General features: G+C 45.0%; 19 protein-coding genes, 1 tRNA gene and 1 pseudogene. 4 read left to right on the top strand and 17 right to left on the bottom strand.

Annotated elements, in window-relative coordinates; all coding sequences use genetic code 11:
• Positions 1–8 precede the first annotated feature (8 nt).
• Complete coding sequence (locus CIB36_RS02865; protein WP_093988107.1) at positions 9–428, bottom strand: cupin domain-containing protein; 420 nt, start codon at positions 426–428, stop codon at positions 9–11.
• Between the two features lie 106 nt (positions 429–534).
• The gene (locus CIB36_RS02860; RefSeq protein WP_093988106.1) at positions 535–1,050 is read right to left on the bottom strand and encodes a flavodoxin; all 516 of its coding nucleotides are present in this window, start codon (positions 1,048–1,050) and stop codon (positions 535–537) included.
• A gap of 118 nt (positions 1,051–1,168) precedes the next feature.
• On the opposite strand from CIB36_RS02860, the gene CIB36_RS02855 reads away from it, so the two are divergent.
• Positions 1,169–2,065 (top strand): LysR family transcriptional regulator, encoded by an 897-nt coding sequence (locus CIB36_RS02855; RefSeq protein WP_093988105.1) that lies wholly within the window; start codon positions 1,169–1,171, stop codon positions 2,063–2,065.
• Positions 2,066–2,152: 87 nt separating this feature from the next.
• On the opposite strand, the gene CIB36_RS02850 is transcribed toward CIB36_RS02855, so the two are convergent.
• The 5 genes from CIB36_RS02850 to CIB36_RS02825 all read right to left on the bottom strand — a co-directional run bounded on the left by CIB36_RS02850 (position 2,153) and on the right by CIB36_RS02825 (position 6,521).
• Positions 2,153–3,322 (bottom strand): iron-containing alcohol dehydrogenase, encoded by a 1,170-nt coding sequence (locus CIB36_RS02850; RefSeq protein WP_203226439.1) that lies wholly within the window; start codon positions 3,320–3,322, stop codon positions 2,153–2,155.
• A gap of 19 nt (positions 3,323–3,341) precedes the next feature.
• Entirely contained in the window at positions 3,342–3,998 is a 657-nt protein-coding gene (locus CIB36_RS02845) for a flavodoxin (protein ID WP_093988103.1), read from the bottom strand.
• Between the two features lie 409 nt (positions 3,999–4,407).
• Complete coding sequence (locus CIB36_RS02835; protein ID WP_093988101.1) at positions 4,408–4,947, bottom strand: flavodoxin family protein; 540 nt, start codon at positions 4,945–4,947, stop codon at positions 4,408–4,410.
• Between the two features lie 19 nt (positions 4,948–4,966).
• A complete protein-coding gene (locus CIB36_RS02830; RefSeq protein ID WP_093988100.1) occupies positions 4,967–5,827 on the bottom strand; it encodes a DUF3737 family protein in 861 nt (286 codons plus the stop codon).
• Positions 5,828–6,014: 187 nt separating this feature from the next.
• Entirely contained in the window at positions 6,015–6,521 is a 507-nt protein-coding gene (locus tag CIB36_RS02825; protein ID WP_229408169.1) for a cyclophilin-like fold protein, read from the bottom strand.
• Between the two features lie 148 nt (positions 6,522–6,669).
• Between CIB36_RS02825 and CIB36_RS02820 the strand changes: the two genes are divergently transcribed.
• Positions 6,670–7,557: a LysR family transcriptional regulator gene (locus CIB36_RS02820; RefSeq protein ID WP_093988099.1), complete on the top strand. Its 888-nt coding sequence runs from the start codon at positions 6,670–6,672 to the stop codon at positions 7,555–7,557.
• 248 nt (positions 7,558–7,805) lie between these two features.
• Here the strand turns inward: CIB36_RS02820 and CIB36_RS02815 are convergent.
• From CIB36_RS02815 to CIB36_RS02775, 9 genes and pseudogenes are all read right to left on the bottom strand, one after another.
• Positions 7,806–8,039, bottom strand: a pseudogene (locus tag CIB36_RS02815) (heavy metal translocating P-type ATPase); the annotation flags it as partial.
• A 335-nt stretch (positions 8,040–8,374) separates the two neighbouring features.
• On the bottom strand, positions 8,375–9,082 hold the full coding sequence (locus CIB36_RS02810) for an enoyl-CoA hydratase/isomerase family protein (RefSeq protein ID WP_093988098.1): 708 nt from the start codon (positions 9,080–9,082) through the stop codon (positions 8,375–8,377).
• Positions 9,083–9,101: 19 nt separating this feature from the next.
• Positions 9,102–10,058, bottom strand: a complete 957-nt coding sequence (locus tag CIB36_RS02805) for a sugar phosphate isomerase/epimerase family protein (RefSeq protein ID WP_093988097.1) — start codon at positions 10,056–10,058, stop codon at positions 9,102–9,104.
• 25 nt (positions 10,059–10,083) lie between these two features.
• Positions 10,084–11,349 carry a hypothetical protein gene (locus CIB36_RS02800; RefSeq protein ID WP_093988096.1) on the bottom strand — a complete coding sequence of 422 codons (1,266 nt, stop codon included), beginning with the start codon at positions 11,347–11,349 and terminating at the stop codon, positions 10,084–10,086.
• Between the two features lie 15 nt (positions 11,350–11,364).
• Positions 11,365–11,907, bottom strand: a complete 543-nt coding sequence (locus tag CIB36_RS02795; RefSeq protein ID WP_093988095.1) for a cupin domain-containing protein — start codon at positions 11,905–11,907, stop codon at positions 11,365–11,367.
• A 14-nt stretch (positions 11,908–11,921) separates the two neighbouring features.
• Positions 11,922–12,872: a D-2-hydroxyacid dehydrogenase gene (locus CIB36_RS02790; RefSeq protein WP_093988094.1), complete on the bottom strand. Its 951-nt coding sequence runs from the start codon at positions 12,870–12,872 to the stop codon at positions 11,922–11,924.
• Positions 12,869–13,813 (bottom strand): transketolase family protein, encoded by a 945-nt coding sequence (locus CIB36_RS02785; RefSeq protein ID WP_093988093.1) that lies wholly within the window; start codon positions 13,811–13,813, stop codon positions 12,869–12,871. Before CIB36_RS02785 ends, CIB36_RS02790 begins: the two co-directional genes overlap by 4 nt.
• A complete protein-coding gene (locus CIB36_RS02780) occupies positions 13,810–14,643 on the bottom strand; it encodes a transketolase (RefSeq protein WP_093988092.1) in 834 nt (277 codons plus the stop codon). The genes CIB36_RS02785 and CIB36_RS02780 overlap by 4 nt, the downstream gene beginning before the upstream one ends.
• An 86-nt stretch (positions 14,644–14,729) precedes the next feature.
• Complete coding sequence (locus tag CIB36_RS02775; RefSeq protein ID WP_093988091.1) at positions 14,730–15,434, bottom strand: FadR/GntR family transcriptional regulator; 705 nt, start codon at positions 15,432–15,434, stop codon at positions 14,730–14,732.
• A gap of 151 nt (positions 15,435–15,585) precedes the next feature.
• Between CIB36_RS02775 and CIB36_RS02770 the strand changes: the two genes are divergently transcribed.
• Entirely contained in the window at positions 15,586–16,236 is a 651-nt protein-coding gene (locus CIB36_RS02770) for an AraC family transcriptional regulator (RefSeq protein ID WP_093988090.1), read from the top strand.
• A 349-nt stretch (positions 16,237–16,585) separates the two neighbouring features.
• Entirely contained in the window at positions 16,586–16,834 is a 249-nt protein-coding gene (locus CIB36_RS02760) for a hypothetical protein (RefSeq protein ID WP_093988088.1), read from the top strand.
• On the opposite strand, the gene CIB36_RS02755 is transcribed toward CIB36_RS02760, so the two are convergent.
• Positions 16,813–16,899 (bottom strand) — tRNA-Leu (locus CIB36_RS02755). The genes CIB36_RS02760 and CIB36_RS02755 overlap by 22 nt on opposite strands.
• Between the last annotated feature and the right edge of the window lie 25 nt (positions 16,900–16,924).

Raw genomic sequence — 16,924 nt, 5'->3', positions numbered from 1 at the left:
TCCTTCCGCTACTTTAATTTCTTATATTCTACATCGGCTACCGGTTCGCACCATTCATTTCCTGTTTCCTCACCGGGGACCTCAACGGCCAGATGGGAAAACCAACTGTCCGGAGCAGCCCCGTGCCAGTGCTTTACCTCCGGGGGAATCACCACTACATCGCCTGGATGCAGTTCCCGTACTTTTTCTCCCCACGCCTGATAATATCCGCGTCCAGCAGTACAGAGCAGGATCTGCCCGCCTCCGCTTTTCGCGTGATGGATATGCCAGTTGTTCCGGCAGCCTGGTTCAAATGTCACATTTCCGATCGCTACCCCTTCTGTGGTGAGCATATTCAGATAACTCTGTCCAATAAAAAATTTTCCAAACGCCGTATTTTCTTCCCCGATCGGGAAAATCGAACCGTCGCTGAATCCTTCTTTCGTCATGATCCTTTACCTCCTGATAATAGCCTCTGTTTCTCCACGGTATCATAAGCTCTACCGTGTTCCATTTCTTTTATTCCAATACCCGCTTAAGCGATCACAGCTCCACTTATTTTTGGCTTTTCCAAATCCAGTCGCGGATCTCCTCCTCGGAATTTTGTACATTCCCTCCACGGATCTCTAACCCTTTCTTTACTATGGAATCGGGACAGAGCCGTTTTATATCTTTGATACTGCTTCCCAAACCGCTTCCCTCATGAGTGCAGAAAGGCAAAATGATTTTTCCCGCAAAGTCAAAATGCTCCAAAAAGGTGAAAACCGCCATCGGCATCGTGCTCCAATAATTGGGATACCCCAGATAAATCCTGTTGTATTGCCCGGTCTCTGCCGGATATCCTTTTAATTCAGGCCGTGCATCACGCCTCTGGTCAGCTTGTGCCTGGGCAATACATTCGTTATAATTTTTCGAGTATTCCTGCCAAGGCTCTATCTTAAACAAATCAGCACCCGTCAACCTTTGGATAATACCAGCAGCAACTTCTGTATTACCAACATTTAAATTTTGAATCGTACCGCTCACGTAATTTTCATGCCTTCTAGAAAAATAAGCAATTAAATCAGCCAAGTCCCAACGCCCCTTCCCTTGTCACTTCTATTATATCCCACACTGCCTTGACAGAGAATCTCCCATAAGTTAAACTTATATTAACTTATAGTTTATACTAAAAAAGGGGAGGCAAGGTATGTTTAATCCTCAGCTTACTGTGTTTGTCTGCGTTGTGGACTGCGGCAGCTTTACAAAGGCAGCAGAACGGCTTTTCCTTTCACCTACAGCAGTTATGAAACAAATCAACACCTTGGAAAACCATCTAGGATTAAAATTACTGCTGCGAACACCGCAGGGAGTGCGTCTTACGCCGGCTGGTGATGTGATTTATAAAGACGCCCGCTTTTTATTTGAATATTCGAAACGCTCAATAGAAAACGCGAGGAAGCTTACGCAGGTTGAAAGCTCTACGTTCTGCGTTGGAACCTCCCTATTAAATCCGGCTAAACCGTTTATGGATCTATGGTATATGGCCAACCGGGATTTTCCCAACTACAAAATCCATCTGGTGCCCTTTGAGGATAACCATGAAGGGATCCTCTCAGAAATTTCCCAGCTCGGAAAAAAATTTGATTTCTTAGTAGGAGTATGCGACTCTAAAATGTGGCTGGATAAATGCCAAATGCTGATGCTAGGGAGGTACAAAAAAATGATAGCAGTTTCTAGAGACCATCCCCTTGCAAAAAAAGAACGCCTTGAGGTTTCTGATTTATACGGGGAGACAATGATGATGGTGGCAGAGGGGGATTCCGGGGTCAATGACTTTTTGCGTAATGACCTAAAACGAAACCATCCGCAAATTCATATTGAAGACACCCCGCATTTTTATGATATTTCTGTTTTCAATCGTTGCGCAGAAACAAAAAACGTACTGCTTACGCTAGAATGCTGGAAGGACGTACACCCCGCGCTTGTGACGATTCCAGTGAATTGGAAATACAGTATACCGTATGGCTTATTGTATCCGCTGGAACCTTCCGCTGATGTTGAACAATTTGTGGATACTGTAAAAAATATTTTTAAAATACAATAAACTCTTTTTTCTGTTTGCAGAGAGCTTCAGCCATAGATACAAAAACAGCCTTCCAAAATGGAAGGCTGTTTTTATTATGACAACAGATCAGCGATAAGATTTATCAAAAATCAAAGCACAATCCTCATCGGTCATCTCGCAGGGATTGGCAAGGAAAAGGCCGCCTTGCATAGCCCGTGCGCCTTTCGCAAGCGCCATCGACTCCTCAGGCTTGAACCCATAATCACTCATACGAAGATCTGCCACGCCACAATCCTCTTGCAACTTGACAAGGGCTGTAATGAAATCCTCCGGTTTGTCAGCATCTTCTATCCCCATAGCTTTCGCCATTTTAATGAACTGCCCATCGCAGGCGTGCTTCTCAATAAAAAACTCATAAAATGCACGGGAGATCATAATAAGCCCTGCCCCGTGAGGAAGATCGTGATGATATGCGCTCATAGAGTGCTCCATAGAATGTTCGGCAGTGGTGCTGGTAAGCTGCATGGTCATTCCCGCTACCGTACTTCCGTAAGCAACACGCTCACGGGCTTCCAGATTTTTACCATCACGTACAGCAATCGGCAAATATTTTGCTATATTCTCGATGGCGGATAACGCCAGCGTTTCACTCATAATGTTTATACCGTTGCTGATCATTACTTCTGTATTATGGAACAGTGCATCAAATCCTTGATAGGCAGTGTATTTTGGCGGGACGGTCAGCATAAGTTCCGGATCGACGATAGATAAAACGGGAACAAGCCGTGGATCGCCGAAGCCAATTTTTTCATTGGTTTCCAAGTTAGAAATAACGCCCCAGCAGTTGATTTCTGAGCCGGTTCCGGAAGTTGTGGCGATAGTGACAATAGGTAAGCCCATATTGACGAGCTGTTTTCCTTTTCCTGTTCCGCCACAGACATAATCCCATAAATCTCCGGGATTTGTCGCCATAGCAGAGATAGCAACAGAAGCGTCCAATACCGCGCCTCCACCTAAAGCCACAATGAAATCACAGCCATTATCTTTGGCAAATGCCGCGCCTTCCATAATAACCTCTTTTACGGGGTTTTCCATAATCTTATCAAATACAGCGTGTTCCACTCCGGCTTTCTCAAGCTGGTCTAAGGTACGGTATAACGACCCGTTTGCTTTGGTGGAGTTTCCGTTGGAGATCAATACCATTGCCTTTTTGCCAGGCAACAGCTGATGACCCAGTTCATTTAGTTTTCCTCTGCCAAACAGCAGGTGTGTCGGATTATAAAAATCAAAATTCATCATAATTATTTTCCTCTCTTCATTTTATATCTATATCAATGCTCTGGATCCACTCGGCAACGTTTTCTTTAGAGGTATTGCCGCTGAATCTTGTACCCGAAAGCCACTCAGCCTCATCGGAAACTACTGCATGCAAATTTTCTGCACTTGAGCCAATACCACTGCTCCCGGAAGTACAAAACGGTATGATAGTTTTTCCTTCAAAGGAGTAGCTTTCTAAAAAAGTATTCATTATTTTGGGAGCCTCTCCCCACCAAATGGGATAACCGAGAAAAACTATATCATAATCCCCCATGTTTTCTACGCTGCCAGATATTACAGGGCGGGCCGATATATCGTTTTGTTCGATACTGCTGCGGCTTTTGTCATTACTGTAATTCAAATCGTCGTCTGTATAAGCAATTTCCGGGATGATTTCATATAAATCTGCTTGAAGTATCTCCGCAGTATATTCAGCTATCATTTTTGTATTTCCAGTACAGGAAAAATAAGCAACCAAAATTTTGGGGCCGTTGCCTGCCTGGCCGATCGTATCTGCTTCTTCTGAATAGCCGTCATTTTTTTCTAATGACCGTCCGCTTCCCGTTTGCACCGGGCTGTTTGTCCCACAAGCAGCAAAGAATAAGGACAAGCCCAATATGCAAATGGAGCTTAATACAGATCTCCATATTCTCATTCAAATCACCTCTTACCTCTTATCAAGTTTATATATTAAAAAGTCCAAACAATCGATCCTCTTTTGATTCTCGTGTAAGGCGTCCAGTAAGGTATCCCGATGCAAGGAAAGGAGTCGCAGCAAATCGCATTTCTTTCCGCCCTCCATTAAGGACATACACTGTATTGCCGTTTTCTGATCGCAACCGGCATCTATTAAGTTTTGATACAGAAGTCCCCAAGTATCCGATGCTTCCGCCATATGCTTTTCCTCCTACTCGCAGCGTTTTTATGAATCATCTTCCCAAAACCACCATACGCCTCAATTACGCAGAAATCTTCCTTTGCCGATCCTTTTCCCTATTAGATAGCCGCTTGTTCCGTATATTTTTATTATTTACTGCCTACTCCGAAAAGGGAGAGCTTCGGCATCAAACGCTCTTTCCCATTTCATATGCCTTCAGTAAAGCGGCATGCCCTTTGATCTCGCCAGCATCACTGACCCCTCCTCCGAAGACAGTCCCGGCAAGACGTGCTTTAGGAAAACAGGCCAGCCAACCATTTAATCCGTGAACAGCGCCGTCGATCGTGCTTTCTTCCTCCTCAGCGGCAGCAGCGAGCAGATAAACCTCCCGGAACGAATAATCGGCAGAATACAAGGGATTGCCGCGGTCAAGCATCGTTTTCATCTGTCCGCACATTTCGTAGTAATAAATCGGGGTAGCAAATACAATCGTATCAGCAACGCGCATTTTTTGTGCGATAGTGTCTGCATCGTCATGAATTACGCAACGCAAGGTTTTTTGGCAGGCAAGGCAGCCTTTGCAGAAACCGATCTCTTTGTCATAAAGGGAGATCTTTTCTACCTTATGGCCAGATTCCAAAGCGCCGCGAGCAAATTCGTTAGCCAGAAGCTCAGAGTTGCCGTTTTTACGAGGACTTGTTGAAATCACTAAAATATTTTTACACATCATCATACCTCTTTCTGGATTAAGCGCAGGGCTTGTTTTTTGTTTTTCCAGAACATGATACCTTCCCTTTTGCATTTTTGTCGTCCATAATGATCTCGCCGACCGACGGAGCATATATTGTTCCGGATAATGGGTTTTTGATGCTGACCACAGGTGTAGTAATGGTGGCGTTAACTTCAGATCTTTCAAAACACAGGTCTGCATCCACCATTTCACAGTCGATCAGCCGGAGATTTTTACAGTAGCAAAAAGGCTGTGTGCCAATAATTTTACAGTGGACCAAAGTCAGGCTGTCGGAATACCATGCAAGATATTCACCCCTGATGGTGCTGTTCTTTACCGTGACATTACTTGCATGCCAAAATGCGTCTTTGGTATCAAGCACACAATTTTCAATCGTAATATCCCTTGTATATTGAAAGGAATATTTCCCTCGGAACCGTACATCGGACAGGTAGAGATTTTCACTGCGCAGCATAAAATATTCGCTTTCGGCGGTACAACACCGCATGTTAAGATTCCGCACTGACCAACCAAATTCAGCAGAGATAATGTCGCAGTCCGCCATTGTAACATCACTGCATTCGCGCAAGGCTTTGATCCCGTGCAGCTTTGTTTTTATGATCTCCAAATGATCGGAGTACCACAGAGCTGCACGGCAAAGTGCGGTCAGCTCTGAGCGATGGATCTTTAAATGATGGTCGTGCCAAAACGGGTAGCGAAGATTGCAGAAAGTATTTTCGATTTCAATATTACTGCATTCTTTCAAAGCGCTTTCGCCGTCTGCAGGACCGTCAAAGGAACAATTTTTAAGGCAAAGGTCTTTTTCACCATAAAATGCCCGTTCTATATCAAATGTTTGATCTTCAATCAGTTTCATATTTCCTCCGAAAAAATTACTTTGATCCTCCAAAATGATGTGCTCTGCCAAGTGCTTTTCGCCAATGCGCCAACCGTCGGACCCGCTGTTACAGGTGCCAACAAGCTACAGGTCAATAGATAAAACAGTGAAACCAATACTGCCATATACCGTTTCCTAAAACCACATGTATTCATAAAACGTCCCATCAGTCAATCGCTGTAACCGTAATCGACCCGCTCAATTTTTGAATATCCTCCTCACCGGAAACCACCTCGCCCAACGTATACAGGTCGCTGTTTGCCTGAAACTGGCCGTAAAACAAAACTACATCTGCCCAAGGGGCATAGTAACACAAACTGCCTTTTTCGGCATTTGCCAGCGGTGTGTTACTGATGTCCAATTCCTTTGGGGGATAAAAAATTTTTTCGTTAGAGCCGAAATTTTGAACTTCAAGGGTCAAAGGAAGCTGGGCATACAAGTCTTTGGCAGCCTGGCTGTTGTTCAGCGTATACACAATTACCAATTCGCCGGTCCGCACCTGGATTTTTATTGGTTTCTCCTTTTCACTATCGGTATTTTCTTTTGAAAAATGGGTCTTCCTGCCTTTTTCTGCCTCAGAAAACTGATCCTGTTTTAGGCTATTTTTTCCATGACAGCCGTACATCAAGAACAATAATGGAGCGATGCATAAAAAAATAATAAATTTTTTCATTCCGTTTCCCTCGCAAAATCCTTATTATTTCTTGACTTTAGTATAATACAGAACGCAAACAATAACAAATACTTATACTAAATATATAACTATGCTTTACAGCTATATTAAATGAGTGTTATAATAAAATCAAAAAGGGGGCGCCTATATGGAATTACGGGTACTGCAATATTTTCTTGCCGTCGCGCGGGAGCAGAGCATTTCAGGGGCGGCAGAATATTTGCATCTTTCCCAGCCAACTCTTTCCCGGCAGCTCAAGGACCTGGAAGAAGAATTTGGAAAACAACTATTCATTCGCGGAAACCGGAAAATCACCCTTACTGAAGAAGGGATGATCCTGCGTAAACGGGCAGAAGAAATTATAGATCTGGTTAAAAAAACAGAACAGGAAATCACGTTGAATGATGAGGTCGTGGTTGGAGACATTTATATCGGCGCCGGTGAAACAGACGCTATCCGTCTTCTTGCAAGATCTGCACGGCAGCTACAGCAGGAGCATCCGGGTATTCGTATCCATATCTCAAGCGGTGATTCTACCGATGTTACAGAAAAGTTAGATAAAGGGCTGATCGACTTCGGTATTCTCTTTGATCCGAAGGATCTATCAAGATATAACTATCTGAAAATCCCACAAAAAGATATCTGGGGCGTTTTAATGCGGCGCGACGCGCCATTAGCAAAAAAAGAGGCTATCTGTGCGGAGGATTTATGGGATAAGCCGCTGATTCTTTCCCGGCAGCATCGAGAGGGCAGTTTTTTATCTTTATGGCTCAATCGGAATGAAATAGATCTTAATATCGTAGCGACCTATAGTTTGCTGTATAACGGTTCTATCTTAGTTGATGAAGGCATCGGATATGCTTTAACGCTTGACAAGATCATCAATACAAAAGGGAGCGATCTCTGCTTTAGACCTTTGACTCCGCTGCTTGAAGCCAGCTTATATCTTGTTTGGAAAAAATATCAGGTATTTACCAAGGCCGCAGAGTTATTTCTTGAGCATATACAAAAAAACATATCACACGATCAAGCGTAAGAAGAAAATCGTTCTAGGAAATGATTCGCAAAAAATAGAGAACCCTGTTGAGTTAGCAGTAAGATCTGCTTTCTTAACAGGGCTTTTTCAATTTATTGTCAATCGATTGTCGTTTTTTCAACTTTATCACCTATTTTTAGCTGTATGTGTGATCTGCGGCAATATTGGTATATATCATTTTCGGAAACAGTCTCCTTTTAAGGAAATCCATAATGGGAATGCTGGGATCAGTTTTATTCTAACAGCTATTATTTTTTCCTCCATTTTAACAGCAAAGCTGAATTTATAATCACAAGGACAGAGCCGGCATTGTGAGCAAGCGCACCAATAACAGGATTTAGGATCCCTGTTACCGCAAGAATAATTGCAAGGAAATTAAGCGACATGGAAAATGTCAAGTTAAGCTTGATCGTTGCCATCATCTGTTTCGAGAGTGAAATCAAATGCGGTAATTCCTTGACTTCATCATCTACAAGCGCAATATATCCAACATACGATCCTTCTATAGCTAAATAAGTTATAATGCGACCCGTCTTTTTCATGCTTGTGCAAAAACCTTTACTATCCAGAATACAAAGGAAAAAAACAAGGCGTTCACAGGTGAACCCGGGCAGAAGAAAACAATCCGTTCTCAGGGACAGCCATAAATAAAATGGCATCCATACCAGTCGAAAGAAATCGGCTATGAAAAAAGAGCCTCCGCCCCAACGGGAAGCTCTTTTTTCATATAAAATCCTTAGTACGTCTTGCAGTGCAGATCAGCCATATTTCGCCGGGCTTGTAATTGATATGCGCTCATAGGACCGGTTTATTTTCCCTATTTCCCTTTCAGCATAGACACTAGATAATGCTTCCCTATCTCCATCTGCTGAGAATAGTCCAGCCCTTGTGTCGCTATATAATATTGCTTGCAGAGTGAAATTGCCTGTAAGCTATAATTGGGGATCTGTTTCCAATATTTCTTGGCAGCGGCAATAACATCACCGGAACCATCGATCTTGTTGACCAAGCCTAACGCAAGTAATCTGTCCGCCAAAAGAGGTTTTGCCAGCATCATTTCATAACATAATTTCTTGGGAAGACTGTTTCGCACCCCCATCAGTGAAATCATGGGGGCCGTTCCATTGTACAGTTCCGGAAATTCAAAACTCGTATTTTCTGAGGCGACTGCCAAGTCACAAGCATCTATCAAGCTGACCCCGCCGCCGCCCACTTTTCCGCTGACTGCCGCAATGGTCGTTTTAGGAAACTGTACTAAAGCCTTGTGAAGGCTGGTCAAAGACCGGGCAAATTCCAGGATCTGTTCTGAATGTTGTTCATACCGGTTTCCCAAAGCCCCGCCAAAACAAAAATAATCGCAATTCCCGGCCAAAATAACTGCTTTGCAGCGATCATCCTCCGCATAACGATGAAGAATCGTTTGCAGCTGTTCCATCAATGGAATGGTAAGCAGGTTTTTGCCATCAGGTGTATTCAGCCGTATCACGGCAAACGGAAAATCTTCTTGGATTTGAATTGATCTCATGGTTCTTCCTCATCTTTGTTTACAATAAAGAGCGAATATAATCCATGATCTCAAAGGTCTTCAGCTCTTTTTGCATTTGGGCCAGTTTATCCTCGTCGATTTTATCCGCGATCGCAAAAATATAGTCCATCCAATCAAAGGTTTTTTCCATAATCATGATTGGGTCATGCCGCTGCGGGAACACATCAGCAGTGATCCAGCCGTTATATCCTACCTTTTTCAGCGCCAAGGCAAATTCAATGTAATCCCACAAATTCACTGTGCCCGGCACCATGTCCCAGTCCCAGTTGCGGAAGTTATCATTGATATGCACATAGAACAGCTTTCCCGTTTGCCCAAGGAAAGAAGCGGAATCGGCCGGCACCTCCAGCGCCTGTAACGCATGTCCAAAATCCAATGTGACTCCCACGTTTTCTTGGTTGGTCATCTGCGCCAGATAAGCCATTTTCCCCGCATTATTCAGCAGGCAGTGGATACGTGGTTCCGACTGCTTGTATTCCAAGCTGATTTTAATATCTTTCCGGTATTCCGCCGCTTCCCGAATACCTTCCAGCGTATACTGGAACGCATCCAAATAATTTAATTCAAACGGGTAATCCACCCCATCGTTTAACAACGCTGTTGTCACAGTAGAACAATCCAACGCCGCGGCATGATCCATCGCGCGTTTTAACGCTTCAACAGCTTCTCTGCGGATTTTAGGATCTGGATTGCTGAAGGAGCCATACCGCCATTTTTCTTCTCCCTTCACGTTGAGGTTCACAGTTGAAACCCCTAGCCCATAAGCGTCTAAAATATTTTTAATTTCTTTCGGGTCGGTAAAGTTCTGCGGATATACGACTTCCAGTCCAGAGCATCCCTTGACCCGGGAAGCCATCTCGATCATGTCTTTAATATCACGGGGCGGTTGGTAGTCAATAAAGCGGTCCTGTACTTTCCCCATAAAGCCAGTGATGATAGAATATTTACGTTCCATGTTTATTCCTTCTTTCTAAATATGATCATTCAAATGTGACTTTGCGTTCAACGACCTGCCCGGAATGCAGGTAAATAACTGCGGTAAAGCTCTGCGCATCTTTTGATACCCGATAGGGCCTTTGCTCCAAGGTATTGAGCGCATAAAGCATGAACGGCTCATCAAACGAGGTATACAGCAGACGGTCATTTTCGTAAAATTCAACATAGTTGATCTTTTCCGGATACAAGCTGGCCAGTTTGATATACCGGCGCCCGTCTATATGGCAGTCGGGCTCAAATCCCTGCAAATAAAATTCATTTTCCACTTCTTCCCTGCCATAGATCATCTGTTCCAGCCTGCGCGCGAAGAAATCGTCCTCTCCCGCAGTGACCGACCAGTCAGCAGGTGGTTCCTGCTTGGTCATATTGTTGTAATATCCCCACGAGGTATGGGTCACTTCGCTGACTGAAAGCTGGCCGAAGCATTGGGAATCCTCATTGCAGACAATTGGTTTATCAGGAGCATAAGCTTGGATACTGCGGATGAAATCATAGTACTCACGCCGCCTCAATCCATTCCCATGTACCAGGATCACGTCGCTGTTAGAAACAATTTCCGGCTTCCATGAACCGCCTCCACCGCTGCTGCCAACCGCGAACCGCCCTCCTGACCATTCTCTGGTCAAACGGAGCAGGGCCCCCATCCCTTCTCCGCTTGAAATAAGCGGATGCTTTTCAAAGTCACCGACATCCTGCTCATTCGCAACTTCAATGATGATATTGGAATAAGGGAGGCCTTTTAAAAAGGTACAGGCGGTCTTTACTGCTTCCCCCAGGGCAACCCCGTCCTCCAGCAAATGCGCCTGTGCCTGATAAAGGATACTTACGATCACCAGCATCCCCAATTCATCGCAGGCCTTAATAATACGGGTCAGGCGTTCACAATAACCCGGATCTATCGTTTTCCCGTCTTTGGAAAAGCAGCCGCTGTCAATAACGCTCCAATCCTCATATGTATAAATCGGGCCGCCGCCCTGAAGCCCCACGGTAATAGCACGGATCCCTTTTTTATACCATGACGGCAGGGCTTGTATCAACGCGTCCGTATGGTCGTCAGCAGAAAATATTTTTCCAAAGCGGTCATATTTCCCACGATTTTGCGGGTTTTTATCCTCGAACACACCTTGGATAAAACGGGCGTTAAATAATAAGCCATGTACTTTCGGATCACTTTTGGAAAGCTCTGTGTAGGTCTTTTGACCATTGATATAAAAATCTACGCCTTTAATAGAATAACTGGTTTTCGCCATATCATCAGCTCCTTTCTAATCAACGACCTGAGTGACCCGCCTTATGTTAGGATTGGTAAATGGGTCACAGGCGTCGACCGCCGTAGTAGACATCGAATAAAACACTGTTGGAACCTCTGCGGCCTGAAACCAGTGCTTTCGTCCCGGCTCCAGCGTCACAGTATCGCCGGGATACAGAACCTGTTCATGCCGGCAGGTATAGTATTCCCGGCTTTTTTCCGGGATCCTTCCTTCTTTCAGCGTATCCTCCCCCTCGGTATAAAGCAGAAGCTTTCCTGAGATCACACGGAAAGTTTCCTCTTTGCCCTCTATTTTCCCTACCGACTGATGCCAGTGCTCCGGCTCTGTCTGATATGGAAATAAAACGATCACCCGCGCCGCCAGCCGTTTGGTATCAAACAGGGAAAAAATCTGCGCCCCTTCTGTTGCTAAATCAGACAGTCCAAAATCGGCAACTTCGATCCGTTCTATCTCTCTTTCCTGAAATACCACGCCCGATTCCCGCATCAATTCGGCGGCCTGCTTTCTTCTGCGCTGTTGCTCTTCTCTTTTTACCATAGCGTCCTCCCTGCTTACGCGTTTACCGTATTCACGGGATTTCCCTGCTGATAGGCGGACAGGTTTTTAGCCGCGATATTCATCAATCGCAGCCTGGCTTCTTTGGTCGCCCATGCGATATGAGGGGTCAAAATGCAATTGGGAGCCTGAAGAAGCGGATTATCCTCCTGAATCGGCTCAGTGGAAACAACATCCATTGCCGCCCCGGCTATCTTCCCGGAGCGAAGCGCTGCGACCACGTCCGCCTCCACGACCAGCGGCCCGCGGGAGGTATTCAGCAAAAACACCCCCTGTTTCATCTTTGCAATCGTTTGGGCGTTGATGATCCCTTTTGTTGATTCAAACAACGGACAATGCAGGGAAATCACATCGGCAGATCGAAGCAGCTCCTCTAAGGTAACCTGTTGTGCAAACATGCAGTCCGGGGCAGGGTATTGGTCAAAATAAATGACCCGCATCCCTAAGGCGGAGGCGATTTTTCCTGTAGCTTGGCCTATTTTTCCAAAGCCGATCACCCCAAAGGTTTTTCCCGCCAGTTCAATCAATGGGTAATTCCAGTAACACCAGTCCTTACTGCCAGCCCATTCCCCTTTCCGTACCCCGTCAGAATGGGCGCCCACATGGTGGCACATTTCCAGCAGCAGCGCTATAGCAAATTGCGCAACAGCATCGGTGCCATAGGTCGGGATATTCGTTACAGTTACTCCAGCTTTTTGTGCCGCCGCAACATCTACCACATTATATCCTGTAGCAAGCACGCCGATATACTTCAAATTCGTCTTTTCAATAACCTGCTCAGTAATAGGAGTTTTGTTGGTAAAAACCACCGCAGCCTCCCCTATGCGTTCTATAACCTGCTCCGCCGGAGTCCTATCATAAACTGTAACTTCCCCAAGCGCCTCCAGCGGTTCCCAGGTCAAATCCCCTGGGTTTAGTGTGTATCCGTCTAATACAACTATTTTCATGCATCTTCCTCCTGGCCAAGCAAGCAACGGGCTGTTTCACAGATGTGTTTGGCAGTAATCCCATTCGCCGCAAGCAATGCTTCATACGGTGCAGATTCTCCAAACCGGTCCTGTACGCCGATCCTTTTCACTTTCCCCTCCCCAAGTTCAGCCGCCACCTCGCATACCGCAGAACCAAGGCCGTTTAGAATATTGTGGTCCTCTACGGTGATCACAGTCTTGCATTCCCGTAAGGCTTTTTGCACAGCTTCTCGGTCCAATGGCTTGATCGTGTGCATATCCAATAAACGCGCGTGAATCCCTTGTTCGGCCAGTTCATCGACCGCTTTCCGTGCAATGTTCACAGTATCGCCGTTCGCAATCACCGCGACGTCAGTCCCATCACGCAGTTGGTTTGCTTTTCCGATCTCAAAAGAAGCGGTTTCATCATACACTTCCTCAATCGCATCACGGGTAAAGCGCAGGTAAACCGGCCCGTCATGATCCGCTGCCGCCCGAATCAGCTTCCGTGCGGAGTGATAGTCCGCCGGCATGATGACTGTCATATTAGGCAGTGTACGCATGATACCCATATCCTCAATACACTGGTGTGAAGCCCCGTCATTCGCTGGGGTCAGTCCGCCGTGAGAGCAGGCGATTTTCACGTTCAGCTTAGGATAGCACACTTCCTGCCGGATTTGCTCACAGGCTCGCATGCTGCCAAAGGCGGCATAGGTCACAACAAACGGGGTCTTTCCCGTTGTGGCAAGCCCGGCCGCTATGCCTACGGCGTTCTGCTCCGAAATCCCGACGTTGATGTGCTGATTTGCACACTGCTGGGAAAATGGGATCGTTTTACAGGACTTGGAAACATCGCAGTCAATCACAAATATATCCGGATTCTCTAAACCAAGGGAAAGCAGTTCTTCTCCCAGCGCTTCTCTGGTCGCTTTTGCGCTCATAATAATCCTCCTTCCAATTCCCGTATCGCTTGACGGTACTGTTCGTCATCCGGGGCAATCCCATGCCACACCGCAACATTTTCCATAAAGGAAACACCTTTTCCCTTTACAGTATCACATACTATGCATTTCGGTTTCCCATTTTTCTGGGAAAGCATAAATGAAACCGCCGAAACGATCTCTTCCATATGGTGGCCATTGATGTTCACTGTCTGGAAGCCGAATGCATGGAATTTTTCTGCTATATCCGCAGAGGGCATGATGTCCTCGGTAAACCCATCATTTTGCAGGCGGTTGTGATCCACAAAGACGATCAGGTTATCCAGTTTGTATTTGTTAGCAGTTTGCGCTGCTTCCCAAATTTGCCCCTCATTGCATTCTCCGTCGCCTAACAGGGTATAGGTCATGTATTCTTTGTTGTCCCGTTTAGCTGCAAGGGCCATGCCCACAGCGCAGGAAAATCCCTGTCCCAAAGAACCGGTAGAAATATCGATCCCCGGGCACCGTTTCATATCGGGATGCCCCTGCAGCAAAGAGCCTTGTCTGCGCAGGGTTGAAACGCTGTCCTTTGGAAGAAAACCTTTCAAAATCAAAGCAGAGTAAAGCGCTGGGCATACATGGCCTTTAGATAAAACAAAACGATCCCTGTCCGGCCATTTGGGCTGTTGCGGGTCAAGTTTTAAAAAGTGAAAATATAATGCAGCCAAAATATCTGCGGCGGAAAAAGAACCGCCCGGATGTCCTGACTGGGCTTTGTAGATCATGGTCAAGGCTGTCTTGCGGATCGCTTTTGCCTGATCTTTCAAATAAGAAATATGGTCTTGTGCCATATAATCCCTTCTTTCCTAAGAATATTTAAACATAGGACGTAGTATGTATTTGAGAATTACACAGCGTACTGCTGTGTAATCCCCTATTATAGACGCTCTCTCCAAGTAATTAAAGAATCCGCGACTACCTGATGGACCCTGCGGTAATCTTTTTCACGGATACACTCTAATATCCGTTGATGGTAGACCGGCGCTTTGGAATCTAATTTTTCTAAGCATACATTCTGCCCGATCGACCGTTCAAAAATACCATACACACCTTTGGCAATACGGATAAAAAACACATTCTTACAGCTTTCGATCAAAACCATATGGAAGTTTAAATCCAATTCCTGGGCAAGACCTGTTTTTCCTTCAGCAAGGGCGACACGCATTTGCTGGATGTTTTGTTCCAGCCGCAGCATTTCTTCTTCCGTAATCTTCTCGATCGCAAGTCTTACTGTTGCATCATCTAAAATCTGGCGAAGCTCCAGCATTTCGGCGCTGGTGCTTTCCCCAGAGATCATACTGTACACCACATTGTCAAAAACGGATGGGTTTACCTGTGAGCAAACATAGGTGCCATCGCCTCGCCGGATCTCTACGATCCCCATCGCCGTTAAAATTTTAATCGCTTCCCGCAGGGAATTCCGGCTGACCTGCATTTTTTCAATCAGTTCATATTCATTGGGTAGTTTTGTCCCCGGCCGATATACCCCACTTGTAATGTCTGAAAGCAGTTGATCCATAATTAAGTCAACTACAGATCTTTTGTTGATCTTTCCGCTTTCCGGTCTGTGTGGATCCAACATCTTCAACGCCCCATTTCTTCGGTATTTCGTGGTAATATATACTTTTTCTGGCAGTGCCCTTTTCTGCTGTTTCTGTTTTGAATCAGGTGTTTTATCCAGGCTTTTGAAATGAACGAAAAAGTATACATTAAAGGGCGGCCAGGGGATTTTAATGAAACTAACAGATCATCACAAGTATTATACCGACAAAGTGGATACTGCCCATATTATATTTTTCCATTTTCGTGGAAAAATGCTCACCCCTATCTTAAACTGTCTCTATGTTCATGGATGCCTGCCGATCATCCTGCAAGATACGTCTGTTATTGATTGCATTTACCATTGCTTTGAAATTACCAGCCAACAATCTCATGACTTTGAGTATGACCTTTCCTCTTTCATTTACCAGACGGTCATTAAGATCACCAAGCCCTATTTAAGCAAAATTAACCGTTGCAGCGTCAAGGAGAATTCCTGGTTTGTAGATGCAGTTTACGTCTACGTTGACAATCACATTTACGAAAAAATCACGTTGGAACAATTAAGCGAAGAGCTGCATATGAGCAAATTTTATTTCAGTAAAGTATTTAAAAATTTCTTTAACACCTCGCCGATGCAATTTGTTCTATTCCGTAAAATCCAGCTATCTTTGAAGCTGCTGTCTGATCCCAAGCTTTCTCTCAATGATATTGCCTATACATTGGGCTTTGCTGATCTATGTCATTTTTCCAGAACCTTTAAAAATCAATTGGGCATCAGCCCAACCAGTTATAAAAAAATCCTTCGGACCGTTCCTCCTAAAGGAACTGAGGCACAGATATAGTAGATAAAACAAATGGGGAGGGCATTTTTTAACGCCTTCCCCATTTGTTTTATGACGGTACAGAGTGATATCTTGTTCAAATGTCTCTATTGTAGGCAGTATGTTGATATATATGCTCCATGTGACCAGCAACACAAATATAATCGCGCTTATCCCATTTTAATACTTCAGACGGAAAGGAATCATCATAAATTTTTATATTCACATACTCAACCGGCACCTTGTAGGGTACCCCTCAAACTTAAAGCTTACCGGCTGGTAAGTGATCATAGGGAGAAGAAGATTATTGCCGCCATGTAATTTGAGGGTTTAAAAGCTCTCCTTTGCGGAGAGATTCGTCGATCTATCTATGAAACTGCCGGAAGCTTCTGCACTTCTGGCAGCCGAAAAAAGGATAAAAACGCGAGAAAGCGGAGCCTCGGGCCTGAAAAATCAGGCCCGAGGCTCCGCTTTCTCGCTATTTGATTCGGTTTTATTTTTGGACATCCATGGTTTTTCAGATTTTGCTCCAAAAAGCCCGCAAACCCGCATGAATACTGAAAAAAATTGGGTGACATCTTTTTTGTCACCCAATCATGGTGCGAAGGATGGGACTTGAACCCACACAGGATTGCTCCCACTAGAACCTGAATCTAGCGCGTCTGCCAATTCCGCCACCCTCGCAAACAGGCTATTGCCGTGTCAACGA

The sequence above is a fragment of the Massiliimalia timonensis genome, assembly GCF_900186585.1.
Lineage (GTDB): Bacteria > Bacillota > Clostridia > Oscillospirales > Ruminococcaceae > Massiliimalia > Massiliimalia timonensis.
This window is presented reverse-complemented; position numbering and strand designations above follow the sequence as displayed.